Genomic DNA, 26,854 nt, shown 5'->3' with positions numbered 1-26,854 from the left:
CCATGCCCCAGCAGTATCTGCTCTTTATTGACACCGAAACCACGGGCCTGCCGGCCCGCTGGCACCGCCCGTATGCCGAGGAATGGGAGTGGCCTAACATTGCGCAGCTGGCCTGGGAAATATACACCCCGGCAGGCCAGCTGCTGAAAGCCGAGCAGGCCTACCTGCAGGTGCCCGCCGGCCGCCTGACAAAGCAGTCAATAGCTATTCACGGCCTGACGGCGGAGTTTCTGGCGGCGCAGGGGCAGGAGCCAGCCGCCGCGCTGCGCCGCCTGCTGGCTGACGTGGAGCTGTACCGTCCCCGAATAATCGGCCACTTTCTGCAGCTGGATTTTCACGTAACCGGAGCCGCTCTGCTGCGGGCCGGGCTGCCTAACCCCTTGCCCGGGCTGCCACAGTTTTGCACCATGCAGGTGAGCCGCACGGTCCGCCCCGAGGCGCCCGGCCGCCCATTGCGCCTGCACGAGCTGCACGAGCTGTTGTTTGCCGAGCCCATGGAGCGCCTGCACGATGCCGCAACCGACGCGGCGGCTACGGCCCGCTGCTTTTTTGAGCTGCGCCGCCGGGGCATTATTTCGGATGCGGTGCTGAACGGGCAGCCCCCCTTACTGCCGCCCAATGGGCGCTCCGCGCGCCGGTTTCCCTGGTCCTGGCTGCTCACGCTGGCCGGATTTCTTGTACTGGTATACTGTCTTGCGCATGGATAATCGACTGGCTTTTCTGCGGACGGTGGCCCCGTTCAATCTGTTGCCCGAGGAGGTAGTGCGCGGAGTGGTAGGCCTGCTGGAAGAAGTGCATTATCCGGCCGAGAAGCTGCTGTACCAGCAGGATGTATCGAAACTGCGCAGCCTGGATATTGTGGCGGAAGGAGCCTACGAAACGTTTTTCTACGATAGTGAGCAGCACAGGCGTCTGCCCGAAACCTACGGGCCGGGCACCTGCTACGGGGGCATGTCCATTCTGCTCAACAAAAAACGCTCCCTGCGAACCGTGCTGGTCCGCAAGGGCACCCGCGTACTACAGCTGCCCCGCCGTGATTTTCGGGCCCTGTGCCTGGCCTACGAGCCGTTCTTTCACTACTTCACGGCCCGCTACGGGGAACGGATGCTCGATGAGGAGTACGCGCACTTTGTGAAGCCGGTAGCCCCGCCCGAGCAGAACTACCTGGTGGCCGATCAGCTCTTTTCGCGCCGCATCAGCACGCTGGAAGTACGCGCGCTGGTTACCTGCCCGGGGCAGCTGCCCATTTTCGAGGCCGCCCGGCGCATGGCCGCCGCCAAAGTCAGCTGCCTGTTCGTGACGGATGCGCAGGAGGCCATTACCGGCTACTGCACCGATATTACCCTGCGCGACGCCGTTATTGCCCGCTGCCTCGATGCCCGCCGGCCGGTGCAGGAGGTGGCCGCTACGCCGCTGGTCAGCATTGCCGAAGAGGCCTACGTGTATGAGGCCGTGCTGCGCATGTTTCAGACCAAAACCCGCTACCTGCTGGTGGAGCGGGCGGGCCAGTACGTGGGGTTTCTGAGCCGCAACAAGCTGCTGAGTGATTTAGCCCAGTCGCCGTTCATGTTCATTCAGGCCGTGAAGCTGGCCCAGAGCCCCCGGGAGCTGAAGCGCCGCTGGGAAATGGTGCCTGATATTGTAAACCAGCTGCTGAGCCGGGGCGTAAAGGCCGACATCGTTAACCAGGTGATTAGCACCGTGGTGGATACCATTTCGCTGAAGGTGATTGAGCGGGCCCTGGCCGAGCAGGGGCCGGCGCCGGCGCGCTTCGTGTTTATGGTGCTGGGCAGTGAAGGCCGGCAGGAACAGACCCTGGTAACGGACCAGGACAATGCCATTATTTACGAAGACAAAGCCAATGAGCACCGCGAGGAAGTGCGGGCCTGGTTTCTGCGCTTTGCCACGGCCATTTCCGACGAGCTGAACCATATTGGCCTGCACTTCTGCACGGGCGGCTTCATGGCTAAGAATCCCAAGTGGACCCACTCCCTCTCGCACTGGAAGCGCAACTACCAACAGTGGATGAGCGAATCGAACCCGGAAACGGTGATGCAGATGGCCACGTTCTTCGACTGCCGCTACCTCTACGGCGACGCCGGGCTGATGCAGGAGCTGCACGTGTTTCTGCAGCAGGAGCTGGCCCAGCCCCTCGACCGGTTCCTGTTTTTTATGACCCGCAACGCCCTGCAGTACGAGCCCCCGCTGACCTCGTTTCTGGGCCGGTTTCGTACGTTTGAGCAGGAAGGACAGCGCGTATTCGACCTCAAAAAAGCCATGACGCCCATCGTGGACCTGGTGCGGGTGTATGCCCTGCGGCACCAGGTGTTCGAAACCAACACCGGGAGGCGGCTGGCCGGATTGCGGGAGCTGGGCGTATTCAAGGAGCAGGAATACCAGGAGCTGCTGCAGGCCTACTATTACCTGATGGGCATGCGCCTGCAGAAACAGGCCCGCCAACTCATCAACGACCGGGAAACCCCCACCAACTACCTTGACCCCAAAACCCTGACCCAGGTGGAGCAGGTCACGCTCAAGGAAATCTTTAAGGTCATTGCCGATTTTCAGCTGAAAATCAAAGTCAGCTTTACCAAAACGCTGTAACCCCAATGCGTGCGTTGAAGCCGTCGGCTGACGCTTCAACGCACGCATTGGTACGCTACCGGAAATGGAAATTCTACAGTAGCTAGTGCAGGTCGTAGATGCCCACGGGGTCCATGTCGGTATACTCCAGGTTTTCGCCGGCCATGCCCCAGATGAAGGCGTAGTGGCTGGTGCCGCAGCCGGTATGAATGGACCAGGGCGGCGACAGAATAGCCTGCTCGTTGCTCACCCACAGCGGCCGGGTTTCACTCGGCTCCCCCATCAGGTGCAGTACCCGCTGGTTTTCGGGCAGGTTGAAGTAGAGGTAGGCCTCCATGCGCCGCGTGTGCGTGTGCGAGGGCATAGTATTCCAGACCGAGCCGGGCTTGAGCTGAGTGAGGCCCATGACCAGCTGGCAGCTCTGGATACCTTCCGAGTAGATGTACTTGTAGATGGTGCGCTGATTGGCCGTTTCCAGCGTACCCATTTCAACCGGCGTGGCCTCCGCCTGGGTTTTGCGGGTGGTGGGGTAGGTGTGGTGCGCCGGCGCCGACAGCACGTAGTATCTGGCCCCTTTGCCGCTGAACTGCACTTCCCGGGAGCCCCGGCCCACGTACAGGCAGTCTTGGTGGCCGAGCTGGTACGTGGTGCCATCCACGGTTATCTGCCCGGGCTGGCCAATGTTGAGGATGCCCAGCTCACGGCGCTCCAGGAAATACGTGGCTTTCAGCTCGCCGGGGTTGGGTAGGGCTACCGGGGCAACGCCGGGCGCCACGCCACCCACAATCATCCGGTCGTAGTGGGTATATACCAGGGTGATTTCGCCGGCCACGAAGAGGTTTTCAATCAGGAAATGTTCCCGCCGTTCGGCAGTGAGCATAGCCGCCGTTTCGCGGGGGCCGACAGCAAAGCGTTGTTGCATACAGAGTGAAATTGTGAGTTTGCGAAGTTGTGAATGGGTGAATCTGGCGGGTGGAGTTGCTCGTCAGCTGCTAAGGCCGCTTCACAATTTCACCACTTCACCCATTCACCGTTACCGGCCCATCCAGCCGCCATCCACGGTCAGGATGGTGCCGTGAATGTAGTCGGCGGCGGCGGAGGCCAGGAACACGGTGGGGCCTTTAAAGTCCTCGGGGGTGCCCCAGCGGCCGGCCGGGATACGGCCCAGAATGCTCTGGGAACGGTCGGGGTCCTGGCGCAGGGCGGTGGTGTTGTCGGTGGCAATGTAGCCGGGGGCAATGGCATTGACGTTCACGCCGCGCCCGCCCCACTCGTTGGCTAGGGCTTTCACCACGCTGCCAATAGCGCCTTTACTGGCCGCGTAGCCCGGCACGTTGATGCCGCCCTGAAACGTGAGCAAAGAAGCCGTAAAGATGATTTTGCCGGCCCCCTGCTCCAGCATACGGCCCCCAATGGCCCGGGCCGTCCGGAACGGAGCATCCAGATTAATCTGCAGCACCTCGTCCCACAGCTCGTCGCTGTGCTCAGCGGCGGGGGCGCGCTTGATGGTGCCGGCATTGTTGATGAGAATATCAATGCGCGGGAAGTCCAGCATGACCTGCGCCAGAAACGCATCCAGGGAGGCCCGCTGACTGAAATCGGCCTGATAGGCGGTGAAGCTGCGGCCCAGGGCCTGCACCTTCTGCTCGGTTTCGGAGCCGCTCAGGGCCAGCGTGGCCGATACGCCAATGATGTCGGCGCCGGCCTCGGCCAGCCCCAGGGCCATGCCCTGGCCAATGCCTTTGTTACAGCCCGTTACGAGGGCAATTTTACCGGTCAGATCAAAAGATGAAGTCACGGAAAGAAAGCTAGGAAGTGAGATTGAACAGCGGAAAACAGCATCGGACCCATGCAACCGGTTAGCTGCGCCTCCGGGCTCCATCCTTTGCCGTTGGTGCGGTTAACTGCCGGTTCGGGTGCAGCAGGCCCGGCGCACAAACGCGGGGATAAAGCAGCCGCAACCGGGCTTAGCGGCGGAGTAGGCGAGAGGCCGGACCCGTGCGACGCGGTGGCGGGGGGCAGCAAAGCACCGGTGCCTAAAAGTAGCTGCATACACAGGTACATAGCTACATGAACTGCCGAAACATGATGTAAGCTACTACCCCTGGTAGGGTGCCGGGTGCTGCGCCAGCAGCAACCGGGAGAAAATGCCGAGCAGGTTGCACAAAAAAATACTTTAGTCAAACACAAACGATTGTGTTTAAAAATGGCAATTTACGGCTTCTAAACCCACTTGCCCACTTTCAGGTCATTCATTTTGCTGAAATACGGCAGAAGGGCTGTTTTTTCTGTCCCACCAATTCCGTGTAGTTGTGCTGTCCATCCGTTCGTTTTCCCGCCTGCGCTGGCACGTGCCGCACACTGGCTTGCTGGCTGCGCTTAGCCTTACCTCTCTGCTGGCTTCGGCCCAAACCGTGCAGCTGACCGTGCAGCCCGGCGACCCGAAACTCCTCATCAGCAAGCACATTCAGGGGCAGTTTGCCGAGCACCTGGGCCGCTGCATCTACGACGGCATTTGGGTGGATGAGAAGCTGAACGTGCCCAAGCAGGGTCGCATCCGCATGGACGTGGTGCGGGCTCTGCAGAAAATTCATGTTCCCAACCTGCGCTGGCCCGGCGGCTGCTTTGCCGATACCTACCACTGGCACGACGGAGTAGGGCCCACGGCCCAGCGGCCCAAAATGCTCAATATGTGGTGGGGCAACAACCTGGAAGACAATAGCTTCGGGACGCACGAATTTCTGGAGCTATGCCAGCTGCTGGGCACCGAGCCGTACCTGGCGGCCAATGTGGGCAGCGGCACCGTGCAGGAAATGGCCGGCTGGATGGAATACCTCAACTCCAACGACGATACCCCGCTGGTGCTGGAACGCCGCAAAAACGGCCACCCGGAGCCCTACAAAGTAAGCTGGTGGGGCATCGGCAATGAAAGCTGGGGCTGCGGCGGCAACATGACGGCCGAGTACTACACCGATGTGTACAAGCGCTACGCCACCTTCGCCCATAACTACCCCGCCTCACCGCCCCTCAAGAAGATTGTGAGCGGGGCCAACGGCGACGATGCCAACTGGACGGAAACCTGCATGAAACGCATTCCGCTTAACCAGATGTGGGGCCTTACCCTGCACCAGTACACCCTGCCCACCGGCAGCTGGAGCGGCAGCAAGGGCAAAGCCACCGGCTTCGGGGAGCAGGAGTACTTCAACACGCTGCGTAACGGCCTGCGCATGGAGGCCATTGTGACCAAGCACGCGGCCATCATGGACAAGTACGATAAGGACAAAAAGGTGGCCTTGCTGGTGGATGAGTGGGGCGTGTGGACGGACGTGGAGCCTGGTACCAACCCCGGCTTCCTATACCAGCAGAACACCCTGCGCGACGCGCTGCTGGCCGGCACCACGCTCAACATCTTTAACAACCACTGTGACCGGGTACGTGGGGCCAATCTGGCCCAGGCTATCAACGTGCTTCAGGCCGTTATTCTCACCGATAAGGAGCGGATGCTGCTCACGCCCACCTACCACGTCTTCGACCTGTACCAGGTGCATCAGGATGCGCAGTATCTGCCCCTGCAGTTCCAGAGCCCCGACTACGTGCTGAATGGAGAGAAAATTCCGGCTCTGAACGCCTCGGCCTCGAAGGACAAGAACGGGGCAGTGCATATTTCCCTCGTCAACCTGGACCCCAACAAGCCCCTGACGCTGGAAACTACCTTGCCTGGCGTAAGCTGGAAATCGGTGTCGGGCCGCATCCTCACCTCGGCCACCGTAGCCGACTACAACACCTTCGATAAGCCCACCAACGTGCAGCTGGCCGATTTTAAAGGCGCAAAGAAAAAAGGCAGCAACCTGGCCGTAACGCTGCCTGCCAAATCGGTGGTGGTGCTGGAGCTGAAGTAGGAGCGGGCCGCCTCATGCTGCCCCAGCCGCTTTTTACACTCTGAGCCTCTACTAGATTGTGTGGAGAGTTACCGAAAATGAACGTCCTTCCTCGGCGGCGCGCGGAAGGACGTTCTTATTTCTCGTATGGAACCAACCCAAAGCCGGTAACCCTGCCAAGGCAGCTGGGTTACTTGCCGGCGGCTTTGATGCTGTCAGTGACGGTGTCGCTGAGTGGGGAAACAGCGGGGCCAAAGTAGTGGAGCAGGCGGCCGTCGGCGCCGACGAGGTACTTGGAGAAGTTCCAGTCGGGGGCCTGCTCGTTCCAGCCGTTGCGGGCGGCGTCGGAAAGCCACTGGTACACCGGATGCTGGTCGGGTTGCTTTACCACCACGCTTTTCTTCATGAGCGGGAAGGATACGCCAAAATTCACCTGGCAAAACTGCGCAATAGCCTTGTCGTCGGCTTTTTCCTGCTCAGCAAAATCATTGGCCGGGAAACCCAGCACCACCAGCTCATCCTTGAACTGTTCAGCAAGCTGCTGCAGCTCCTGGTACTGGTTGGTATAGCCGCAGTTGGAAGCCGTATTCACCAGCAAAACCTTCTTGCCCTGCAACTCCCGAAACGGCAGGTGCTGGCCGCTGTTGAGCTGGCCGTCGAGCTGATAGAACGAAACCGGGCCGGCTACCTGCTGCTGGTTGGTGAGCACCTTGCCCCGGCTGCTTGATTTGGATAGCCGCATAATGAGCGGGTACAGCAACTTGAGGGCTTTCTGGCGGAATGAAGTCATGCGGAAAAAGGGAATAAACAGTGTTGGGAATACCGGGTGCTAGCGCACGGGGCGTAGCGCCTGACCCGGCGAATGGCAAAAATACGGGCGCTTCTGTGCTGGAAAAGCCCTAAGCGGCCACGTCCCGGTTAGGGCTGCCCCGGGGTGTCGTGCCGGGAGGGAAGGGTGGCCTGGGACTCCGGTACGGGTAGGAGGCTGCCGCCGGCCCGGGTGCGCTGCCGAATACGGTTCTCCCGCTCAAATACCGTTATCAGTACCGTGAAATAAGACAGCAGCAACGGCCCCAGCACCAGGCCCAGAATCCCGAAGATTTCTACGCCCAGCACCACGCCGGCCAGGGTAATAAGCGGGTGGATGTTGCCCATGCGCCGGGCCAGCACAATGCGCAGCAGGTTGTCGATGTTGATGATGAGGATAACGCCCACCAGTAAAATACCAACGCCCTGCCCCGTATGGCCCTGCGTGAGCTTAAGAATTGCGGCTGGTGCCCACACCAGGGGCGTACCCAGCACCGGAATAAAGGCCGTGAAAAAGGCCACCGTGCCCCAGAACAGCGCATCGGGTACCCCAAATACCCAGAGCGTGAGGCCGGTCAGTACTGCCTGAACAAATGCAATGAGGGCCTGCCCAAGTACATTGGCATTCACCGTATTGCGCAACGATTCGCCCAGTTCCCGCAGGGTACCCGGGCGGAACGGCAGGTAGCGGCGCAGCCCCCGCAGAAAGCTCTCCTCCTGCGTGAACATGAAATACAAAGTAAACAGCATCAGGCCGATGATGACGGTGAAATGCAGCAGGCCGCTGGCCAGGGACGGAATGCGGGCACTCAGCCAGCTCACCGTCTGCTGCACCAGGCCCCGCACGTTCTGCTCGGTGGTGAAGCGGTAGCCGGTTTTCTGCTCAATCTTGTGCAGCACCACCATAATCTGGCTGGTATCCTGGGCATAGTCCCGGATGCGGTCCACGAGCATAAGCGTGAGGGCCGTGAAGGGCAGGATAATCACCACGAAGGCAAACAGAAGCAGCGCAGCTGTAACCAGCTGCCGGTTCCAGCCCCAGCGGTGTACCAGGGCCTGAAACCACGGCCGGAACACCACGTACAGGATGCCCGCCCCCAGGAAGGCCGTGATATAGCTGCCCAGACCCACCAGAATAAGTACGGCCAGCCCCACCAGGCACACAATCAGCAGTACATATTGCTGGCGCGGGGTGTAAATATTTTCGGAGGAAGCCGGCATGAGGAGAGGAGACAGGTAGAGGAAAAGCTTCCCCAAAGAACGTCATTCCGAGCGGAGCCGCGGAAGCTCGCCTGCTGGGGGCAGCACGTTATGCTCCTACCCGGCGGGCCAGCAACGCTACCACCAGCCCCATGCCGGCAATCAGCGAAAAGGAAACCCGCAGACTGGTAGCCCCGGCCACCAGCCCAATAAGCGGCGGCCCTAGCAGAAACCCGGCAAACCCCACCGTTGATACCGCCGCCAGGGCTACACCCGCTGCCATGGTTTTGGACCGGCCCGCGGCCCCGTACACCAGCGGCACCACCGACGATACGCCCAGCCCCACCAGCATAAACCCAACGGTAGCCGGCACAATACCGGGAGCCAGCACCGCCAGCAATAGCCCGGCGGCCTCCAGCAGTCCGCTCAGGATGAGGGTGCGCTTACGCCCGAACCGGTCCGTAAACCAGTCGGCAATAAAGCGGCCGGCTGCCATGGTGCTCATAAAGGCAGCAAACCCGTAGCCCACCTGAGAGGCGGGCGCTTCTACCACCTTGCGGAAATACACCCCGCTCCAGTCGAACATGGTGCCCTCGCAGAGCAGGGAGCAGAACGCCAGCAACCCCAGCAGCAGCAACGACTTATCGGGGAGCACAAAGATGGGGGCATCGGCCTCACGGGGCGCATCCTGGGGCAGCAGGAAGGGCCGCGCCGCCAGCAGCCCCACCAGCACCACCCCCGACATCAGCAGGAAGTGCGGCAGCGGGGCTACGTGGTGGGCTATCATAAATGAGCCGATGGCCGCCCCGGCAAACCCCGCCAGACTCCAGATACCGTGAAACTTGGCCATAATGGACTTGCCGTACAAGCCTTCCACCCCCACGGCCTGGGTATTGATGCTGATGTTAGCCATGTTGCTGGCCAGCCCAAACAGTACCAGCGCCCCCAGCAGCTGCGGCACAGTGGTAGCCAGTCCCAGCAGCGGCAGCCCCAGCGCGTACAGCAGTACCCCCAGCACCGACATCAGCCGGCTGCCGAAGCGGGCCACCAGCCACCCGGTAAGCGGCAGCGAGGTAACCGAGCCCACGGGCACGGCCAGCAGTACCCCGCCCAACTCCGTATCGGTAAGGCCCAGCTGCTGCTGCACCGTTGGAATGCGCGCCGCCCAGGTTGAGAAGCACAGCCCCTGCAGCAGAAAGGTGGCGCCCACCGCCAGCCGGTAAATGTGGCGCGGCCGCACAACGGAGGAAGAAAGAGTCTGGGTAAGCATAGCAGGGTGCTTGTGGTCAAAAAAACACCCATTCCGCCCCGGTAAGAGGCGAAATGGGTGGGAGTTTCGGAGAAAAATTGCGCCACGCGGTGGGATGCGTCAGCACAAAGGTACGCCGCTAAAGCGTGAATAGTTTATCGGCCTGAGGTAGAGACTGATATTCCGGGTGCGGTAGGTATACCGCGTACGGTTTCAGGGAAGCTGGGCGGGCCTGAAGTGGGCACTGCAGCAGCAGCAATACGTGGTTCTGCACGGGGTTACCGGACCGGCGCGGTATCTACCAGCGCCTCCAGCCGGTCCTGGGCCGCCAGAGGCAGCTTGCTAAGCAAATCCAGGCCGGTAGCGGCTTCAATGGCATCCACACTCACCCGGTACTGGCTCCAGTCGGGGCTAACGGACTGGTCGTTGGGCGTATCCACGGCCAGTAGGCGGGCCTGGCCGGCGGCAATGCGCTGCACATCGTTGGTGCCTTCGGGCAATATCACCAGCACCTTCCACACCCGGGCAGGCACGGTTACGTGGCCGTTGTCGATGGTGGTTTTGAAGCCGGCCGTGCCGGTGCCGCCCTTGCCGTAGCTGCCCATCAGCACGTACACCTCCTGCCCGCGCTGCACCTGGGCGCGGGTCCATTCCTCCAGGCTGCTCCAGGTACGCTGGTTGTTATTGGCGGCCTGCGGAATCATGTTGGTCATCAGGAAGGTCGCCGAGTTGTCGTCCAGCTCCCGGGTACGGTCGGCGGAGGGGCAATTGTGGCCTTTGTCGAAGCCGGAGCCGCTGTAGGAGTTGCGCGTAACGGAGTAAAACTCCCGGGGCAGGGCCGGGTCGGGGCGGAAATCATCCTGGCGTGGGGCCGCGCCCATGTCGGTGCTGGCCAGGTGCCAGCTCACCCAAGTGGGTGTGCCGCGCTGGGCGTTGTAGCCAATGGCAAATTGAGGCTTTACCAGCAGGTAGTTGGTGGGGCTGCTCACGCTGGCCGTAGCCCCGCTGGGGTTGCCCAGGCCCATATTATCGTTGTCGGTGGAAGGCGCCTGGGAGTTGGGGGAGCTGGGGGCTGGGGTTGCCGTAGAGGGTTGGGGGCTGGGCGCACTGGCTGGGGCAACCGTTGCTCCGCCCGTCACGGCCGCGCCGGTAGCCGTTTCCAGCACAATGTCGTCAATGTTCAGGCGCCCGTCACCACCATCTGTTTTCCGGATTTCCAGCCGCAGCGGGCCGGGCGTAACGCCCTGAAACGTGGTAGTGAGCAGGCGCGCCCCCTTGGCCTGCACCGGATTGCCGATGCGGCGGAAGCTGCGGCCCCCATCCACGCTGCCCCACAGCTCCCAGGTGCTGGCCGCGTCCTGGCCGTAGGCCGCCGAGCTGATGCGGATAGTGCGCACCCCGCTGGGCGCATCGAAATTCATGCGCAGCCGCCCTTTGCCGCGCAGACGGGCCGCCCGTTCGCCCTGCTTGTGGTCCTGGTCGGAGGAGCCGATGAGGGCCTCCGTGAAGTGCCAGGAGCCCGAGGTCAACTGCTCGTCGCCTTCAGCATACGCGCCCTTGCCGCCCTGCTCAAAGGTTTCCGGGAAGCGCCCCGGCACCTGCTGCGCCGGCGTTTCCACCGGAATGGCAGGCGGGCTATCCGCAACCGGGGCCGTGCCGACCGTTTCGGGCGAGTTGGAGGAGCAGGCCGGGGCCGAGAGGCTGAGCAGCAGGCCAGCAAACAGGAGCGGGGAGAAGCGGTACATAGTGGAGAAGACAGAACTACCCGGCGAATGTAGCGCGCCGGCCGGAAAGTAGCGCGCAGCTCCGCTTCGCGCATGAGCCGTAGGCGAGTATCGGGTGTAAAGGTGCGGGCGCGTGGGAACCTAGTAGCGCGCAGCTCCGCTTCGCGCACGAGCGAAGCGAGTTCCTACGCGGATGGAGCGGTACCGGGATACTCGCCTACGGCTCGTGCGCGAAGCGGAGCTGCGCGCTACTGGCGCACGAGCAAAGCGAGTATCAGGCATAAGGTGCGGGCGCGAAGCGGAGTTGCGTGCTACTGGCAGAAGCTGTAGGGCCACTGCTCCCAGTCGCTGACTAATCCGGCTTTGACGGGGTTTTCCAGGATATAGCGGATAATATTGTCGAACTCTGTGGTGTTGCGCACCAGATGGTCGTAACTCTCGCGCTGCCAGAACTGACCGGTTCGCTGCAGGAGTTTGTTGGCCTGGGTTGCGGTATAGCTCTTGAATGACTGTAGCGTCCGCAACAGGGGCGGGGCGTCGTCCGGTAACCGCAGTAGCACGTGGACGTGATTTGGCATGAGGCAGTAGCAAAGCAGTTCGTAACAGCGGCCGTTGTAATGCTGCAAAGCGTTCTGCACCAGCGTTGCAATGGCTGGTTGCCGCAACCACGTGGGGCCATATGCCTGAGCGTCGAGCAGCCGGTCAAACCGTCCGAAATAGCGCTTTTGCCGAGCGTACGATTCTTCTTCCGATGCTTCATCCGTCGCCAAGGACTGCCACTGCTCCCGGAGCTGTTCTACCACCGCCGCCGGCAATGACCCGGCCAACCGAATCGTGATAAACACACTCCCGCCCGGCGGCAGCATATGCGGGAGGTTACGCTGGTAGAAAGCCGGGTCAGCAGGGGTGAAAGCCATCTGCACAAGTAACACATAGTCCGGCTACATGTCAACGCCAGCCAAAAAGTAGCGCGCAGCTCCGCTTCGCGCACGAGCCGTAGGCGAGTACCTATACCTGTGGTGCAGTACTGGGGTACTCGTCGGTCCATGCGCAAAGTAGCGCGCAGCTCCGCTTCGCGCACGAGCCGTAGGCGAGTATCCCGGTACCGCTCCATCCGCGTAGGAACTCGCTTTGCTCGTGCGCGAAGCGGAGCTGCGCGCTACTTTGCGCACGAGCCGCCGACCAGTACCCGGAAAAGCCCCCTACTTCCAATACTCGCTCTGCTCGTGCGCGCAACTCCGCTGCGCGCTACTTTCCGGCCTTGGCCTGCTGCATCTGGGCCGTGAGTAGCAGGCTGCTCATGGATAGGATGGCGTTATCCTCGCTCCAGGAGGCGCAGCTGAGGGCCACCTGCCGGCCCCGCCACTTGTGACTGAACCCATCGGGGCGGCCGGGACCGTACAGAGCCTCAAACATGGGCAGTACCCGCTGGGCGTGCTCGGGCCCTTTCACAATGATGGTAACGGCCGCAAACTGCCCTTTGTAGAACTTGTAATGAATGCGGGCCGCCGAAAACTGACCTACGCGCAGGTTCTCGTCCGTACGCTCGTATATCTTCTCGTCGCCTTTGTCCTGCACCAGCCGCAGGTGCAGCGCCTCCGTCAGGGGCGTTCCGAAACGCAGCCCCCGAAACCCGTTGCTTTCGTCGAGGCGCTGTACGGAGGCCGGCTGCTGGGCCCGCAGTGCCAGCGGCGTACCCAGCAACACCAGCAGCACCCACACCAGGCGCAGTCGAAAACCAGCAAGTACCAACAGTTGCATATACAAAAGGACGCCGGCTAACGGCCCGCTGCCCGGCCAACGCGGAGTCGCCCAAAATCGTGTCCGGAAACGGCATCGTTCAGGCAATTTTATTGCTGTGGTGAAGCTGTTTAGGACGTCTTGATTGGTTCTGTCAAACCTCCTAGGCTTGTGGACAGTCAGATAAAAGGTCGTCATGCTGAGCGCAGCCGAAGCATCTCTACCGCTTCGTTGGGATGACAAATGATTAGTCAGCGGTAGAGATGCTTCGACAAGCGGACACCAGATGAAGCATGACGGCCTTTGTGATGCTTTTTTACCGACTGTCCACACACCCTAAACAGCTTCGGGTGACGTTTTGAGGGCGCTCCGGCAAAACGCCGACTCCTAGCGGGGCAGGAAATCGGGGTACACCTGCAGGCACACGGGAGCCGGTAGCGGTACGCTGGTGCCAGTAGGCGTGAGGCGGCCGGTGCGGGCATCGGCAAAGTAGGTAACGATGGTATCGGACTGCTGGTGCGCCACCAGCACCACCCGGCCGCTGGGGTCGAAGGTGAAGCTGCGGGGCGTTTTGCCGGGCAGCATCACGTGCTCCACCAGCGCGAGGCGGCCGCTGCCTTCGTCCAGGGCAAACACCGCCAAGCTGTTGTGGCCCCGGTTAGAGCCCAGCACAAAGCGGCCGTTCGGCGACACCTGCACGTCGGCGCAGGCGTTCCAGCCGCTGAAACCGGCGGGCAGGCAGGGCACCGTCTGGATTTCGCGCAGCGTACCTTGGCGGGCATCGTAGGCCAGGGAGGTAAGCGTGGAATCCAGCTCGTTGATGAGGAAAGCCAGCGGCCGGCTGGGGTGGAAGCGGAGGATGCGCGGCCCCGCCCCGGGCTTGGCCTGGAAGGCCGGCGTGGCCTGGCGCTGCAGGCGGCCCTGCTCCAGCGTGTAGCCGTACACGGTATCGGTGCCCAGGTCCACGGCGAAGAAATACCGGCCGGCCGGGTCGGGCAGGATGCAGTGGGCGCGGGCGTTTGCCTGATTTTTGTGCGGCCCCCGGCCCGTATGCTGGTCCACCGACGAAGCCGGCTGCAGGGTGCCATCCGGGGCCAGGGGCAGGGCCGCCACCGTGCCGTTGCCGTAGTTGGCCACCAGGGCGTGCCGGCCCGGCGCATCCAGACTGATAAAGCACGGAATGGTGCCGCCCGAAGCCTGCTGGTTCAGCAGCGTAAGGCCCCCGCTCTGCGGGTTGATGGCAAAAGCACTAACGCCCCCGTTGGGCGTGCCCTGGTAGTTGTCCACCTCATTCACGGCGTAGAGGAAACGGCGGCGGGCATCCACGGTGAGGTAGGAGGGCGCCGCCCCGCCCCGGGCTCCGGCCACGCGGGTAAGGCCGCCGGTAGCCGTATCCAGCCGGTACAGCCAGATGTTGTCCTGCTCCGCGGGGCCGTAGCTACCCACGTACACCAGGCAGGAGCCCGCCCCGGAAGCGGAGCCGCCCCGCAGGCAGGCGGGCAGCAGCAGGGTGCCCGCCGCGCCCAACCCAATGGTGTAGAGGAAGCGGCGGCGGCTGAAGGTGGTGGTGGGAGTAGGGTGCATCGACAGAAAGATAAGGACCAGTATGCCCCGAAAGCGGGCCGCGCCGGCCCCTGGGGAGTGGAAACAAACTCAGAGGCCGGCGCGGCCCCAACCGGCGCTAGGCCGAGAGCAGGGCCTGCTCCTCGGGGGTGAGGCCGTAGAGGCGGGCCACCAGCGTATCAATCTGCTGCTCCAGGGCCTGGGTATCGGCGGTGGGGGCGGCGGCTTTGGCGGCCAGCACCTGCTCCACCAGCGCCACGATGGGCGCCTGCTGCTCCGCCGTGGCGGCGGGGATGGGGAGATTCCTGAATTCTTTCAGTCTTATCTTCGGAAATAACGCATCGAATTCATTGTTAGCATAGCGGAAGTATTTTGTTAAAATGTTTGATGAAACAATGCCTAGTATATATTCGGCTGTTAGATGAATAAATTCTTTGGGTTTTGCTATATAAAGAGTTCTGTCTACTTTTAAATCTTCCTGGAGAAGAGTGGCTACGAAAGTATTGCCAATTATTTCGCGCATAACTATGCGTTTTCCTTGATAATACTTCTCTTCACGGGGTGCCGCAAGCCAATTTCCATAACTAATAAATGTTTGGCCATTCCAATTGTGGTAGAAGGAGCCTATATGCTTGCTGTGAATATATGGCACAAAAGTTTTGTCTTTTGCGAAATCTGAATGATACTCCTTATTGCTGATAGTTTCAGCCGCTTGACCTGCATAAGCATCATAAGCTCTGAATCCAAAGGAAATATCACAGTAGAAGTCTAATGGCCTACCGTTATTTCTCATTTTGTTCAATACAACATTGATCCTCTCATCAGACTCAACATCAAACAAGTAGTTTTCGTTTTCTCTAAACCTTGTCTGACTGACTTCATGTCTGATGTGCTGCGCTGATTCATCAATACTAATAATTTGAATCTTGTTTATTGAAGATTCGATAAATTGCTTGCCCTTTTTAAATCCGCTTATAATTAAAGTGTCTACGGATGCTTCTTTAAACACTTGTGAAATATTAGGTGCTATCGAATCTATTTCTAATTTATCATCAATAAACATTCGTAGCTTATTCATTGAAGAATTTTTAAGCCACGAGTTTGGTATTATCATAGAGAGTGAACCACCATCAAAAAGTAGGTTGATAGCCTGTTCTATGAAAAGTACATACAGGTCAAGTTGGTATTGAGCTGTCTTATAATTCTCCCTAAAATATGTCTCATACATCTTAAGCGCAGTTCCAGTCAAATAGGGAGGGTTGCCCAGCACGGCATCGAAGCCCCGGAAGGAGCCGTCGGGGTTGAGCACTTCGGGAAACTCGAAGCGCCACTCGAAGGCGTCGCGGAACAGGGCACCCTGCTCGCGCTGCTGGCGCTCCTGCTCCAGCTTTTCAAGGTTGAGGCGGGCGGTGGTTTGCTTGGCCCAGGCATCCTCGGCCGTGAGGCGGGCCTTGCCGAAGAGGTCGGGCTTCTGGTCCAGCTCGGCCCGGAGCAGGTCTTCCTTGGCCCGGGTTATCTTTTTCAGCAGCGGGTCGTGGCGCTGAATATCGGTGCGGAACTGGTCTTTGAGGCGCTGCAAAAAGTCTTCGAGCACCTGCTTCTGCTCCCGGCCCCGGGCCGAGAAAAACTCGCCCACGGCCCGGCGGTAGGCGGCCAGCGAAAAGTCCTTGTTGCGAAACACGGCCGTGAGGTCGGCCCCCAGCGGGTAGCGGCTGATGAGGGAGTTGCCGCTACGGATGTTCAGCTCCAGGTTGGGCAGGGTTTCCAGCTCCTGGTAGTGGCTGGCGGGGGTGTAGTAGGCGTGCTTGAGCAGCTCAATCCAGAGGCGCAGCCGGCAGATGCGCACCGAGTTGGGGTTGAGGTCCACGCCGTAGAGGCAGTGCTCGATGAGGTGGCGCTTCTCCCGGAACAGGGCGCTTTGCAGGCGGGTGTGCTCGGGGCCCACGCGGCGGGTGCGGGTGGCCTCGTCGTAGTGGGCGCGGTACTCAAACAGGCTGGCATCCTCGTCGGCGGTTACCACCAGCTCGTCGCGGGCCACGGCCAAGCGGTAGCGCAGGCGCTTGCCCTCCTCATCCAGCAGCAGGCCCAGCTCGCTCTTGATGGCCAGCAGCTCATTAAGGGCCGATACCAGGAAGTGGCCGGAGCCCACGGCGGGGTCCAGCACGCGCAGCTCGTTGTAGGCCTGGCTGAACTCGGGGCGGCGCTTGGGGCCGGCGTCGGCCAGCTGCTCGTGCAGCTCGTCCAGGGTTTCGGTGGCCCACCCGTACCGCTCGTTGAAGTGGCGCACCACGGCCCGGCGCAGGGTGTGACGGCACATGTACATGGTAATGAAGCCGGGCGTGTAGAAGGACCCGTCGCGGTAGCCGTTGATTTTCTCAAAGATGAGGCCCAGCACAGCTGCCGAAATCAGGGGCCGCTCGTCGTCCTGCACCTCCTCGGCTCCCTCAGAGGCGAAGTCGTAGGCATCCAGAAAGCGCAGCAGGTAGGTGAGGGCGGTGGGGGCGGCACCGGTGGCATCCTGGCGCAGCACCGAGCGGTGGGTTTTGCCGGTGGCCCGGCTGCCCAGCAGCGGCAGCGGAATCATATCGTCGAGGCCGGAGATGCGCAGCGTTATGCGCTCCAGGGCGGAGGGCTCGAAGAGGGAGGAGTTGAGGTAGGGAACGTGGGGGTAAAGGTCGGCCTCGGGCTGCTCCCGCTCGGGGGTGGGGCGGTTGAGGATGCGGTAGAACAGGCGGTTGAGCAGGTCATACTCCTTGAGCTGCTGGGGGTCGAGGAAGCGGAAGGGCTGGGCGTTGCCGGGCTGGTGGTAGCGGCGCAGCTGGCCCTCCAGCAGCTTCAGAAACAGCAGGCGGCTCACCCAGGTCAGGCAGAGGGCCAGGGCTATACCTTCGGCCTGTTGCGGGGGCGTGTCGCCGTAGGTGCTCAGCTCCTCGGGGGGCAGGTTGCGGAGCATGTCCTCGGCCCGGAGCTGGGTGAGGGTGTTTTCGAGCAGGGAGCCGCGCTGCCGCCGCTCGGGGGCGCAGCGCTGAATGAGCTTGCGGCCCTTGTCCTTGATTTCCTCCAGGCCCATGAGGTAGAGCAGCTCCTCGTAGAAGGCCCGGTTGAGGGTGTTGGCATCCTGAGCAAAGGGCTCCTTGAGCAAGTGGGGCGGGGAGAATACTTTGCTGAGCCAGAGCAGGCCCCGCTCGCCCAGGCCCCGGCGCTGGCCGGCGTCGTCGCGCGGGTCCAGGGTAAAGTAGGTGAAGCGAACTTCGGTTTCGAGCTTGTCGAGCAGTTCGCGGGCGTGCTGATAAAAAAAAGACGTATCGCCGGAAGTGGTTTGGCCCTGCTTGTACTTCTGAAACCACTGGCGCAGCTCGGTGTACTTCCAGAACACCCGGTGAAATTCGTGGGCATCAAAAATGAACCACTCGTAGCCGGTAGTAATGATGAGCTGACGCAGCTCAGGCAGCTGCTGCTCGGAGGTGCGCTCCTGGAAGTAGTAGAGCAGCAGCTCGTGCAGCGCCTTGCGGTTGAGGTTATCGGGGCGCACCATCTCGCCGGGGTTTTTGCGGTGCTTCAGCTCGAAGAGCACCCCAAACGGGTCGGCCGCGTCGGGGCCGGTGCGCATTACTAAGTCGCGCTTGCCGTGGGAGTTGAGGTAGTAGCCCGGGAGGCCGGCGGCGCGCAGGAAGCGGATGATAGGCTGCACCATATCGGCCTCGTCTTTGGCCGCGTCCAGCTCGGGCAGTAAAGCCTGGCGGGCGGCCTCGAAGGCGGTAAGGGTGGCGCGGTTGGTTTTCTGACGACGATAAGCCAGGTCGAGGGCCTGGGAAGGTTGCTGGGCGGATAGCTTCATAGGGTGGCAGCAAGATACGGCAGGCCGGGCGAGTTTAAGCGTGCTGACACGCAGCCGCTACTCGTGCGCCAGTAGCGCGCAGCTCCGCTTCGCGCACGAGCGGAGCGAGTATCGGGCGTAAGGTGCAGGATTGGATACCCGCCGACGGCTAGTAGCGCGCAGCTCCGCTTCGCGCACGAGCCACCGGCGAGTTCCCACGCGCCCGCACCTTACGCCCGATACTCGCTCCGCTCGTGCGCGAAGCGGAGCTGCGCGCTACTGGGTTCCTACGCGCCTGCACCTTACGCCCGATACTCGCTTCGCTCGTGCGCGAAGCGGAGCTGCGCGCTACTGGGGCAACGCCCACTACCAATCCGCGTCCTTTCGGCGCTACCTTGCGCCCCAAACCCGACCGTACATGCTCCACCGCTACGCTTCTCTACTTCCCCTCACCGGCTTGCTGACCCTGGCGGCCTGCAACTCCGGCAGCAAACCCACCTCCGGCATCCCGGAAACCGTGAATGCCGACTTCGACCGGTATAAGCAGCGCTTCATCGACTCGCTGTGGTACTACAACCCCGAGTGGGCCAGCGGCCAGGGCTACCACCGCTACGATTCGCTGCTGGTGGTGCCCACCGCCGGCCGTCGCCAGACCGAAGCCGCCGCTCTGGCCCGCCGCCGCCAGGAAATGAAAACGTTCCGGGTAGAAGAGCTGTCAGTGAACAACCAGACCGATTTCCGGCTGATGGAGAACTACCTGCAGTCGGCTGGCTTTTACGCCGATACCCTGCGCGACTGGCAGTGGAACCCGGCCAACTACAACATCGGCGGCTCGGTGGCCGACATCCTCAACGGCCGCTACTGGCCCCTGGACCGCCGCCTGCGCGCCATCAGCAGCAAGCTGAGCCGGGTGGTCGACTACTACGAGGCCGCCAAGCAGAACATCCAGCGCCCCACCCGCGAGCATACCGACCTGGCCATCCGCCAGAACCAGGGCGGGCTGGAGGTGTTCGGGAAGGCGTTGCAGGATTCGGTGGCCAAATCGGGCCTGTCGGCGCGGGAAAAGCAGGATCTGCTGGGGCGCATAGCCACCACCCGCCTGAGCATGGAAGGCTACGTGCGCTTTCTGCAGCAGGAGGTGCTGCCGGCCGGGCAGTTCCGCTCCTTCCGCATCGGTAAGGCTTTGTTCGCCCGCAAGTTCGCCTTGGATATTCAGTCCACCTACTCCGCCGAGCAGGTGTACCGCAAGGCCCTGGCCCATAAGCAGGAGCTGCTGCGCGACATGAAACGGCGGGCGGCCCGCCTCTACCCGAAGTACTTCCCCGGCCAGCCCCTGCCCCCCGATTCGCTGGCGGCAGTGCAGCAGGTTATCGGCCGCCTCTCGCAGCAGCACGCCACGCCCGCGGGCTTCGTGCAGGCCGTGCAGGACCAGATGCCCACCCTGGTGAAATGGGTAGATGACCACCACCTGCTCACCCAGGACCCCACCAAGCCGCTGGTAGTGCGCGAAACCCCGCTCTATATGCGCGGCAGCGGGGCGGGCGCCAGCATCTCGGCCCCCGGCCCTTACGACAAGGCTGCCAATACCTACTACAACGTGGAGCCTCTTACCGGCCAGTCCGCCGCCCGCGCCGAAAGCTACCTGCGCGAGTACAACCAGTACACCCTCCAGATTCTCAACATCCACGAGGCCATTCCGGGCCACTACACCCAGCTGGTGTACGCCAACCGTAGCCCCTCGCTCATCAAATCCATCTTTGGCAACGGGGCCATGATTGAAGGCTGGGCCGTGTACACCGAGCGGATGATGCTGGAAAGCGGCTACGGCGGCAACACCGACGAAATCTGGCTGATGTGGGACAAGTGGAATATGCGCGTAACCCTCAACGCCATCCTCGACCACGAGGTGCAGGCCGGCGCCATTACCGAAGCCGCCGCCGTGGCCCTGCTCCGCCGCGATGGGTTTCAGGAGGAAGCCGAGGCCCGCAACAAGTGGCTGCGCGCTACCCTCAGCCAGGTGCAGCTCAGCAGCTACTTCACCGGCTCCACCGAAATTTATGACCTGCGGGAGGAACTGAAGCGGCAGCAAGGCTCGGCGTTCAACCTGAAAGCCTTTCACGAGCAGTTTCTGAGCTACGGCAGCGCCCCCGTTAAGTACATTCGGCACATGATGCTGCAGCCGGACAAGCAGGACTAAGGCCGCTGTGCCGAAAGCAACCGTCCGTTTGCGCCGTGCTTGCCCAGCAGGCAACGACCAGAACCACTAGCCCCACGGCCAGTTAGCGCCTTACCCATTCGGGAAGCAGCGGACCAGGCGAATGGCCTGGCCGGAGGGTGGGGTAGTTTCTGCCTAGGTAGGTGTCTTGTTTTAGAAAGAAAAAATTCGTGCCGGGAGGGAATTTTCCGGCACGCATAGGTTGTCTGCCCAGGAAGCTCACCCAGGCTTGTGCCTCGGCCGGTTTCACCCCATCAAGCAGCCTACTGCATGAAAGTAATTGATACCAACGACGAGGGGTTGCGCACCCTTATTCACGATTTCCCGCGGGTAATTGCCAAGTTCACTTCGGCCAACTGCCCGGTATGTGATTTGCTGGCTCCTCCTTTCGAGGGTTTTTCCTTGGATGAGCGTTTCCGGAGCACGGCCTTTCTGCGCCTGGATGCCAGCGAAAATCCGGTAGCCCGCAAAATGATGGATACCAGAGTAGCGCCATTCTTTGTATCGTATTGCCGGGGGCAGCTGGTGGAGTGCGACACCCTGCACGAGACGGAGGAAGTGCTGCAGATGCTGCAAAACCTGCAAAGCTGCACCGATGTGGCCCCGCAGCTGGCATAGGCTCAGTTATATACTCCGCATTACGGAGTAACACTGCTCAGCATAACGGGCGCATGTTGGCACGGCAACTGAATTTCCAAGTAGCCTAAGTTGCCGAGTAGCGGCTAGAGCTAGTTCCCCTCCTTGGAAAGGAGGGGCTAGGGGTGGTTGATAGGCGTTGAACGATAATTAGAATTAGCTCTAAAAACCGTTCTATCCGCATCAACCACCCCTAACCCCTCCTCATCTGAGGAGGGGAACTAGCTCTAGCCGCTACTCGGCAACTTGGGTTAAAACTAGTTTCCAGTTCCCGTTGGAGTAGCCCTACGCAAACTGAATAAAAACCAGCGCCGCAAAGCTTGGTCAGGAATTCCCGGCCTAGCTTTGCGGCTATGTTTTTTATTCTTTCCAAAGTGCTGGATTTCGTGTTGTCGCCAACCATCTGGCTGGTAAGCCCGCTGCTGCTGGGCCTGCTGGTACGCAGTACGCGCTGGCGCCGACGGCTGCTATGGGCCGCGGCCATCGGCCTGCTGGTGTTCACCAATTCTGCGCTGGTGAATGAGGCCCTGCTGGCCTGGGAAAAGCCGCCCGTTACCCTGCGCGCGGTAGGTGTACACGACGCCGGTATTCTGCTCACAGGCATCACCGAGGGCAGCAAGTCGCCCCACGACCGGGTGTACGTGCAGCAGGGCGCCGACCGGCTGCTGCATACTCTCTGGCTGTACCGGGCCGGGCGCATCCGGCGCATTATCATCAGCGGCGGCTCGGGGGCACTGGGCGGGCCGGCCGCCCAAACCGAAGCCCGGGAGCTGGAAATACTGCTGCGCCTGGCTGGCGTGCCCCAGCCGGACATTCTGCTGGAAACCCGCAGCCGCAATACCCACGAAAACGCCCTCTATACCAAGGAGCTGCTGGCCCGGCACCCGGAAATCCGCTCCACCGTGCTCATTACCTCCGCTTTTCATCAGCGCCGGGCCGTGGGCTGCTTTGCGAAGGTGGGCCTGCGCCCCACGCCCTTCCCGGCCGGCTACTACTCCTCCGACCGAAAGTTTAGCCTGGGCTATTGGCTGCTTCCCAACGACCAGCCGCTGCTGCTATGGAGTATTCTGCTGCACGAAATAGCCGGCTATGTGGTGTATAACGTGCTGGGCTACTGCTAGCTAAGCAGGGCCTAAGCGGCCCGGTGAAACCGGGGTGCCGGCGCCACATCCAGGGCGGCCACCTGGGCACGGTAGTCCGGGGGCAGCAGGCTGGTTTTCAGCCACCGAAAGGGTGCCGTATGCTGGGCGTAGCGGTACAGCGGCACTACGCCCCGCAGCCAGGAAAAACTGCCGAGCCGAAGCTCTTGCCCCACCACCGTCGGCACTACCAGCCGCTGCCCCTGCACCAGCAGCCGGTAGCGCACCGGCCCCAGGTGTTTGCGGTACTGCCGGTACAAATCGGTGGTGAAGGCGCTGCGTACCAGGTGTTGCTCCAGATGCGCCTGGCGGTCCGTGCGCCAGGCGGCGTACGTGGCGGGCAGGTCCGGAATGCCCATGCGCCGGCCCACCCGGCAGAATACGGCGCATATTTCCGCTTTTTCGGGCTCGGTGAGCCTGCGCTCCAGCAGCTCAAACGCCCGGATGGAGTAGTCGATGAGCATGTACAGCACGTCCCGGTAGGCCCAGGCCGGAATGGCCTGGCCCCGCTTGGCCTCCACCGCCCCGTGAATGGCCGCAATGGTGTCAATGGCCTGCTCGGCCCCGGCCCGGTCGGCAAACACAATGCGACGGGCGTATTCCACCGTCGAAAACAGCCGGCCCAGCGGGTCGGCGGGGAGGCGGCCGGTGAAGTACAGCCAGTCGACGGTCTTGTTGAGGGCAAACTCGGCGGCGGCCCCGGCAAAAATAAACAGCACGGTATCGGCCTTGCCCCAAATGGTGCGCACCACCGAATTCTGCGCTACGAAATACTCCATACAGCCAAACGTGTCAACCTGACTTCCGGCAATTGGAGCGCCGGAATAGATATGCAATAATAATACAAATTACTTTGTATTTCAAAGTATGGTTACACAAACGTGGAGTACTGGATAGGTATCTTAACAAATACAGGTTGCGGCATAGAGCTAGAAAGCTAGTTCCCCTCCTTGGAAAGGAGGGGCTAGGGGTGGTTGATTTGTTGAACGTGAACTAGAAACTAGCTCTAGCAACCGTTCTAATGCAAGATCAACCACCCCTAGCCCCTCCTTTCCAAGGAGGGGAACTAGCTTTCTAGCTCTACGCCGCAACCGGGGTTGGAAAGCCTGCGGCGGCCTTTTACTACTTGTCCGCACAGGCTCAGGCCTAAGCCCAGGCCGGGGCTACTCCACTTTCTTCGGCTGCGGCTTTTCGTCCTAAGCCACCCAAATGGATTTCTGGTTGACGAACTCGCGGATGCCCAGGTGGGAAAGCTCCCGGCCGTAACCAGACTTTTTCACGCCCCCAAAAGGCATTTCCGGCGACGACTTCACCATGCTGTTGACGAATACCGCCCCCGCCTCCACGCGCCGGGCCAGCGCCTGGCCCCGGGCAGCGTCGCGCGTCCAGACGGAGCCGCCCAGCCCGAAGCGCGAGTCGTTGGCGAGGCGGATAGCGTCGTCGGCGTCTTTGGCTTCCAGAATGATGGCTACGGGCCCGAAAAGCTCCTCCGAATACGCCCGCTGGCCGGGCCGCACATGGCTCAGAATCATGGGGCGGAACAGGGCCGTGCCGGGCTTGCTCTGGCCGCCGTACAGCTCCACCTTCGCGCCCTGCCGCACCGAGTCCTCCACCTGCTGGGTTAGCTCGTCGGCCAGGTCGGGGCGGGCTAGGGGGCCGTATTGGGTGGCCGCGTCCAGCGGGTCGCCGGGCCGGAAGGCCAGCAAGTGGGTCTTCATCTTGGCAATGAATTCCTTTACCACTGGCTTCTCCACAATGAAGCGCTTGGCGGCAATACAACTCTGGCCGGCGTTAATCATGCGGGCCTGGGCGGCGGTTTTGGCGGCCCGCTCCAGGTCGGCGTCGGCCAGCACAATGAAGGCATCGGAGCCGCCCAGCTCCAGCACGGTTTTCTTGATCTGGCGGCCCGCGGCGGCGGCCACGGCCGCCCCGGCCGGCTCCGAGCCGGTCAGCGTCACGGCCCGCACCCGGTCGTCCTCCAACAGCTTTTCAACGGCCTCGGAGCCAACCAGCAGGGTGCGGAAGGTAGCGGGCGGGAAGCCGGCATCGTGAAAGATTTTTTCCAGGGCCAGAGCACACTGCGGCACATTGGAAGCGTGCTTGAGCAAGCCCACGTTGCCGGCCATCAGGGCCGGGGCCGCAAACCGCACCACCTGCCAGAACGGGAAGTTCCAGGGCATTACGGCCAGCACAATGCCCAGGGGCTCGTGGGCAATAAAGCTGCGCCGGGCCTCCGTTTTTATCTCCTCATCCGCCATAAACTGCTCGGCGTGCTCGGCGTAGTAGTCGCAGCACAGGGCACACTTGAGGGCTTCGGCCCGGCCATCGGTAACGGGCTTACCCATTTCCACGGCCATCAGGCGGGCCAGCTCGTCCTGCCGCTCCCGCAGCAGCTCGGCGGCGCGGTGCATCAGGCGGGCCCGGTGGGCAAAGGACGTGGTGCGCCACTGGGCAAATGCCCGGTGGGCCTGCCCGACAATGGCCTCGGTTTTGGCCCAGCTAAAGGGCCGGAAGCGCCGCTCTACGCGGCCGGTATAGGGATTGAGGGATTCGATGGGCATGGGAAAAGAAGTAGGAGAGCAGGCATAGCCCGCTATTCGAAGTGAAAGTAAACAAGCCGGGCTACCCGGAGGTTAGCTTGCCGAAACTTCGGCCCAGGCTCTGCCGTAGCCTTGGAGTTCGGCTGTGTGGCTGCACATTCCGGTGCGTGTGCCACCGAAATTTAGGTTTATCGTGTACTTTCGTTTCATCCGCGGGGTTTTGGCTTCTGTTGCCGCCCTGTTTCCTTTAGTTGCTGCCCGTGTCTGCCACCACTCCTGAGTCAGCTGCCCTCGAAACCGAAGTCCTGCTCGTGCAACGCCTGCGCGACCGGGACGAAGGGGCCATGACCATCTTCTACGACAAATACTCCGCGGCTCTTTACGGCGTTATTCTGCGCATTGTAAAGAAGGAAGAAATAGCCGAGGACGTCCTGCAGGAAGCTATGGTCAAAATCTGGCATTCCTTCCCATCCTACGATGCCGAAAAGGGGCGTCTGTTTACCTGGGTGATGAATGTGTGTCGAAATTTAGCCATCGACAAAATCCGCTCCCGACAGTACCGCGTAGGTAGCCGTACGCAGCCAATCGAAGAAAGTGCAGCGCTGCGTCAGGCCGCCGAACCCTCGTTCCGGCCTGAGCACATTGGCTTGCAGGAAATGACGAACCAGCTGAATCCGGAGCAGCGGCAAATCGTGGACCTGCTTTATTTCGGCGGATTTACGCAAAGCGAAGTGGCAGAAGAACTGAATCTACCCCTCGGGACGGTAAAAACCCGGGCCCGGGCGGCTATTAAAGTACTCTCTAAACTGATTCGGTAATCGTGAACATCCAGGAGTATATCGAATCTGGCATCCTTGAGGAGTACGCCCTGGGCGTACTCAATGAGGTCGAGCGCGCTGAAGTGGAGCGCATCGCACGGGAACACCCGGAAGTACACCGGGAGTTACAACAAGTGATAAGCGGGCTGGATGCCTACGCTGAGGCCCACGCCGTAACCCCTCCGGCCGATATGCGGGAGCGGGTACTACAGGGCTGGCAGCAGGCTATCCGGAACACGGCAGAACAGGAAAAGCTGATTCAGACGGCCGACGTTCCGGCTTCCGCGCCCCTGATGACGGCCTCCGCGTCCCCAACCACGCCCATATCCGGCTCCGATGGGGCCGTAGTGCGCCAGCTATCCGCACCTCAGGAGGCACCCAGCCGCCTGAAATGGCTGATTGCGGCTTCGGTGGCTTTGCTGCTGCTGAGTGGCCTGGGCAACTACCTGCTCTATAGCCGGCTGCAGGAAACAGAAGCTAATCTGGAAGTGGCCCAAACGGCGCAGTCGCGCTACGCAGCAACCCAGCAGGCGGCCCTCAACGAGCGGGACCAGCAACTGGCCGTGCTCCGGAGCGCCGACTTCCGCCCAGTGGAGCTGAAAGGCACTCCCAAAGCGCCGGAAGCCCTGGCACGGGTATACTACAATGCCAAAACCAACGCCGTGTACGTGGATGTGCGCAACCTGCCCGCTCCGCCCGCCGGCAAGCAGTATCAGCTCTGGGCCCTCGACAATGGCAAGCCCGTGGATGCCGGTATGCTGGCTTCCGCTACGGCCGCCGGCGACAGTATCCAGCAGATGAAGGACATTGCCAGTGCTCAGGCGTTTGCTATGACCGTGGAAGACGCTGGTGGCGTACCCTCGCCCACCATGAGTACCCTGACGGTAATCGGCAACCTCTAAGGCCGAAGTAAGCGTGAAAAAGGGAGCAGGCCGCGCAAGTGGT

Annotated in this window: 20 protein-coding genes; 8 read left to right on the top strand and 12 right to left on the bottom strand. The window is 61.5% G+C overall.

Going from position 1 to position 26,854, the window contains the following annotated elements:
* The first annotated feature begins 2 nt into the window (after positions 1–2).
* A complete protein-coding gene (locus EI290_RS08100; RefSeq protein WP_125428529.1) occupies positions 3–707 on the top strand; it encodes a 3'-5' exonuclease in 705 nt (234 codons plus the stop codon).
* Positions 700–2,604: a DUF294 nucleotidyltransferase-like domain-containing protein gene (locus tag EI290_RS08095; protein WP_125428527.1), complete on the top strand. Its 1,905-nt coding sequence runs from the start codon at positions 700–702 to the stop codon at positions 2,602–2,604. The genes EI290_RS08100 and EI290_RS08095 overlap by 8 nt, the downstream gene beginning before the upstream one ends.
* 82 nt (positions 2,605–2,686) lie before the next feature.
* Here the strand turns inward: EI290_RS08095 and kduI are convergent, their stop codons facing one another.
* Together kduI and EI290_RS08085 are read right to left on the bottom strand one after the other, a co-directional pair.
* A complete protein-coding gene (gene kduI, locus EI290_RS08090) occupies positions 2,687–3,505 on the bottom strand; it encodes a 5-dehydro-4-deoxy-D-glucuronate isomerase (protein WP_125428525.1) in 819 nt (272 codons plus the stop codon).
* A gap of 111 nt (positions 3,506–3,616) precedes the next feature.
* A complete protein-coding gene (locus EI290_RS08085; protein ID WP_246008892.1) occupies positions 3,617–4,381 on the bottom strand; it encodes an SDR family oxidoreductase in 765 nt (254 codons plus the stop codon).
* A gap of 514 nt (positions 4,382–4,895) precedes the next feature.
* Here EI290_RS08085 and EI290_RS08080 point away from each other — a divergent pair.
* Positions 4,896–6,482, top strand: a complete 1,587-nt coding sequence (locus tag EI290_RS08080; protein WP_317127466.1) for an alpha-N-arabinofuranosidase — start codon at positions 4,896–4,898, stop codon at positions 6,480–6,482.
* A 169-nt stretch (positions 6,483–6,651) separates the two neighbouring features.
* On the opposite strand, the gene EI290_RS08075 is transcribed toward EI290_RS08080, so the two are convergent.
* The 8 genes from EI290_RS08075 to EI290_RS08040 form a co-directional block, all read right to left on the bottom strand.
* On the bottom strand, positions 6,652–7,251 hold the full coding sequence (locus EI290_RS08075) for a glutathione peroxidase (RefSeq protein WP_246008891.1): 600 nt from the start codon (positions 7,249–7,251) through the stop codon (positions 6,652–6,654).
* Positions 7,252–7,379: 128 nt separating this feature from the next.
* Positions 7,380–8,489, bottom strand: a complete 1,110-nt coding sequence (locus EI290_RS08070; protein ID WP_125428519.1) for an AI-2E family transporter — start codon at positions 8,487–8,489, stop codon at positions 7,380–7,382.
* Positions 8,490–8,577: 88 nt separating this feature from the next.
* Entirely contained in the window at positions 8,578–9,738 is a 1,161-nt protein-coding gene (locus EI290_RS08065; RefSeq protein ID WP_125428517.1) for an MFS transporter, read from the bottom strand.
* Positions 9,739–9,995: 257 nt separating this feature from the next.
* A complete protein-coding gene (locus tag EI290_RS22730; RefSeq protein ID WP_246008890.1) occupies positions 9,996–11,462 on the bottom strand; it encodes a DNA/RNA non-specific endonuclease in 1,467 nt (488 codons plus the stop codon).
* 290 nt (positions 11,463–11,752) lie between these two features.
* Positions 11,753–12,358: an REP-associated tyrosine transposase gene (locus EI290_RS08055; protein WP_125428515.1), complete on the bottom strand. Its 606-nt coding sequence runs from the start codon at positions 12,356–12,358 to the stop codon at positions 11,753–11,755.
* Positions 12,359–12,689: 331 nt separating this feature from the next.
* Complete coding sequence (locus tag EI290_RS08050) at positions 12,690–13,202, bottom strand: hypothetical protein (RefSeq protein ID WP_125428513.1); 513 nt, start codon at positions 13,200–13,202, stop codon at positions 12,690–12,692.
* 366 nt (positions 13,203–13,568) lie between these two features.
* Positions 13,569–14,765, bottom strand: coding sequence for a lactonase family protein (locus EI290_RS08045; protein WP_125428511.1), 1,197 nt, complete (start codon positions 14,763–14,765; stop codon positions 13,569–13,571).
* A 97-nt stretch (positions 14,766–14,862) separates the two neighbouring features.
* A complete protein-coding gene (locus EI290_RS08040) occupies positions 14,863–18,582 on the bottom strand; it encodes a type IIG restriction enzyme/methyltransferase (RefSeq protein WP_125428509.1) in 3,720 nt (1,239 codons plus the stop codon).
* A 397-nt stretch (positions 18,583–18,979) separates the two neighbouring features.
* Between EI290_RS08040 and EI290_RS08035 the strand changes: the two genes are divergently transcribed.
* The 3 genes from EI290_RS08035 (at position 18,980) to EI290_RS08025 (ending at position 22,533) form a co-directional block, all read left to right on the top strand.
* Positions 18,980–20,758, top strand: a complete 1,779-nt coding sequence (locus EI290_RS08035; RefSeq protein WP_125428507.1) for a DUF885 domain-containing protein — start codon at positions 18,980–18,982, stop codon at positions 20,756–20,758.
* Positions 20,759–21,046: 288 nt separating this feature from the next.
* Positions 21,047–21,394, top strand: a complete 348-nt coding sequence (locus EI290_RS08030) for a thioredoxin family protein (protein WP_125428505.1) — start codon at positions 21,047–21,049, stop codon at positions 21,392–21,394.
* Between the two features lie 371 nt (positions 21,395–21,765).
* Entirely contained in the window at positions 21,766–22,533 is a 768-nt protein-coding gene (locus EI290_RS08025) for a YdcF family protein (RefSeq protein ID WP_125428503.1), read from the top strand.
* A gap of 11 nt (positions 22,534–22,544) precedes the next feature.
* On the opposite strand, the gene EI290_RS08020 is transcribed toward EI290_RS08025, so the two are convergent.
* Both EI290_RS08020 and EI290_RS08015 read right to left on the bottom strand, forming a co-directional pair.
* Complete coding sequence (locus EI290_RS08020; protein WP_125428501.1) at positions 22,545–23,330, bottom strand: oxygenase MpaB family protein; 786 nt, start codon at positions 23,328–23,330, stop codon at positions 22,545–22,547.
* Positions 23,331–23,747: 417 nt separating this feature from the next.
* Positions 23,748–25,112 (bottom strand): NAD-dependent succinate-semialdehyde dehydrogenase, encoded by a 1,365-nt coding sequence (locus EI290_RS08015; RefSeq protein ID WP_125428499.1) that lies wholly within the window; start codon positions 25,110–25,112, stop codon positions 23,748–23,750.
* A 239-nt stretch (positions 25,113–25,351) separates the two neighbouring features.
* Between EI290_RS08015 and EI290_RS08010 the strand changes: the two genes are divergently transcribed.
* Positions 25,352–25,909 carry an RNA polymerase sigma factor gene (locus tag EI290_RS08010; RefSeq protein ID WP_246008889.1) on the top strand — a complete coding sequence of 186 codons (558 nt, stop codon included), beginning with the start codon at positions 25,352–25,354 and terminating at the stop codon, positions 25,907–25,909.
* 2 nt (positions 25,910–25,911) lie between these two features.
* Positions 25,912–26,811 (top strand): anti-sigma factor, encoded by a 900-nt coding sequence (locus EI290_RS08005; RefSeq protein WP_125428495.1) that lies wholly within the window; start codon positions 25,912–25,914, stop codon positions 26,809–26,811.
* Positions 26,812–26,854 lie beyond the last annotated feature (43 nt).

Origin of the sequence: Hymenobacter metallilatus, assembly GCF_003944705.1 — a bacterium.
GTDB lineage: Bacteria > Bacteroidota > Bacteroidia > Cytophagales > Hymenobacteraceae > Hymenobacter > Hymenobacter metallilatus.
Note: the sequence above shows the minus strand (reverse complement) of the source record. Positions and strands in the feature narration are given on the sequence as shown.

What these genes read in the sequence shown, in the direction of transcription:
- EI290_RS08100 (WP_125428529.1), top strand. Translation starts at nt 3, where the DNA reads ATGCCCCAGCAGTATCTGCTCTTTATTGACACCGAAACCACGGGCCTG.
- EI290_RS08095 (WP_125428527.1), top strand. Translation starts at nt 700, where the DNA reads ATGGATAATCGACTGGCTTTTCTGCGGACGGTGGCCCCGTTCAATCTG.
- kduI (WP_125428525.1), bottom strand. Translation starts at nt 3,505, where the DNA reads ATGCAACAACGCTTTGCTGTCGGCCCCCGCGAAACGGCGGCTATGCTC.
- EI290_RS08075 (WP_246008891.1), bottom strand. Translation starts at nt 7,251, where the DNA reads ATGACTTCATTCCGCCAGAAAGCCCTCAAGTTGCTGTACCCGCTCATT.
- EI290_RS08070 (WP_125428519.1), bottom strand. Translation starts at nt 8,489, where the DNA reads ATGCCGGCTTCCTCCGAAAATATTTACACCCCGCGCCAGCAATATGTA.
- EI290_RS08065 (WP_125428517.1), bottom strand. Translation starts at nt 9,738, where the DNA reads ATGCTTACCCAGACTCTTTCTTCCTCCGTTGTGCGGCCGCGCCACATT.
- EI290_RS22730 (WP_246008890.1), bottom strand. Translation starts at nt 11,462, where the DNA reads ATGTACCGCTTCTCCCCGCTCCTGTTTGCTGGCCTGCTGCTCAGCCTC.
- EI290_RS08055 (WP_125428515.1), bottom strand. Translation starts at nt 12,358, where the DNA reads ATGGCTTTCACCCCTGCTGACCCGGCTTTCTACCAGCGTAACCTCCCG.
- EI290_RS08050 (WP_125428513.1), bottom strand. Translation starts at nt 13,202, where the DNA reads ATGCAACTGTTGGTACTTGCTGGTTTTCGACTGCGCCTGGTGTGGGTG.
- EI290_RS08045 (WP_125428511.1), bottom strand. Translation starts at nt 14,765, where the DNA reads ATGCACCCTACTCCCACCACCACCTTCAGCCGCCGCCGCTTCCTCTAC.
- EI290_RS08040 (WP_125428509.1), bottom strand. Translation starts at nt 18,582, where the DNA reads ATGAAGCTATCCGCCCAGCAACCTTCCCAGGCCCTCGACCTGGCTTAT.
- EI290_RS08035 (WP_125428507.1), top strand. Translation starts at nt 18,980, where the DNA reads ATGCTCCACCGCTACGCTTCTCTACTTCCCCTCACCGGCTTGCTGACC.
- EI290_RS08030 (WP_125428505.1), top strand. Translation starts at nt 21,047, where the DNA reads ATGAAAGTAATTGATACCAACGACGAGGGGTTGCGCACCCTTATTCAC.
- EI290_RS08025 (WP_125428503.1), top strand. Translation starts at nt 21,766, where the DNA reads ATGTTTTTTATTCTTTCCAAAGTGCTGGATTTCGTGTTGTCGCCAACC.
- EI290_RS08020 (WP_125428501.1), bottom strand. Translation starts at nt 23,330, where the DNA reads ATGGAGTATTTCGTAGCGCAGAATTCGGTGGTGCGCACCATTTGGGGC.
- EI290_RS08015 (WP_125428499.1), bottom strand. Translation starts at nt 25,112, where the DNA reads ATGCCCATCGAATCCCTCAATCCCTATACCGGCCGCGTAGAGCGGCGC.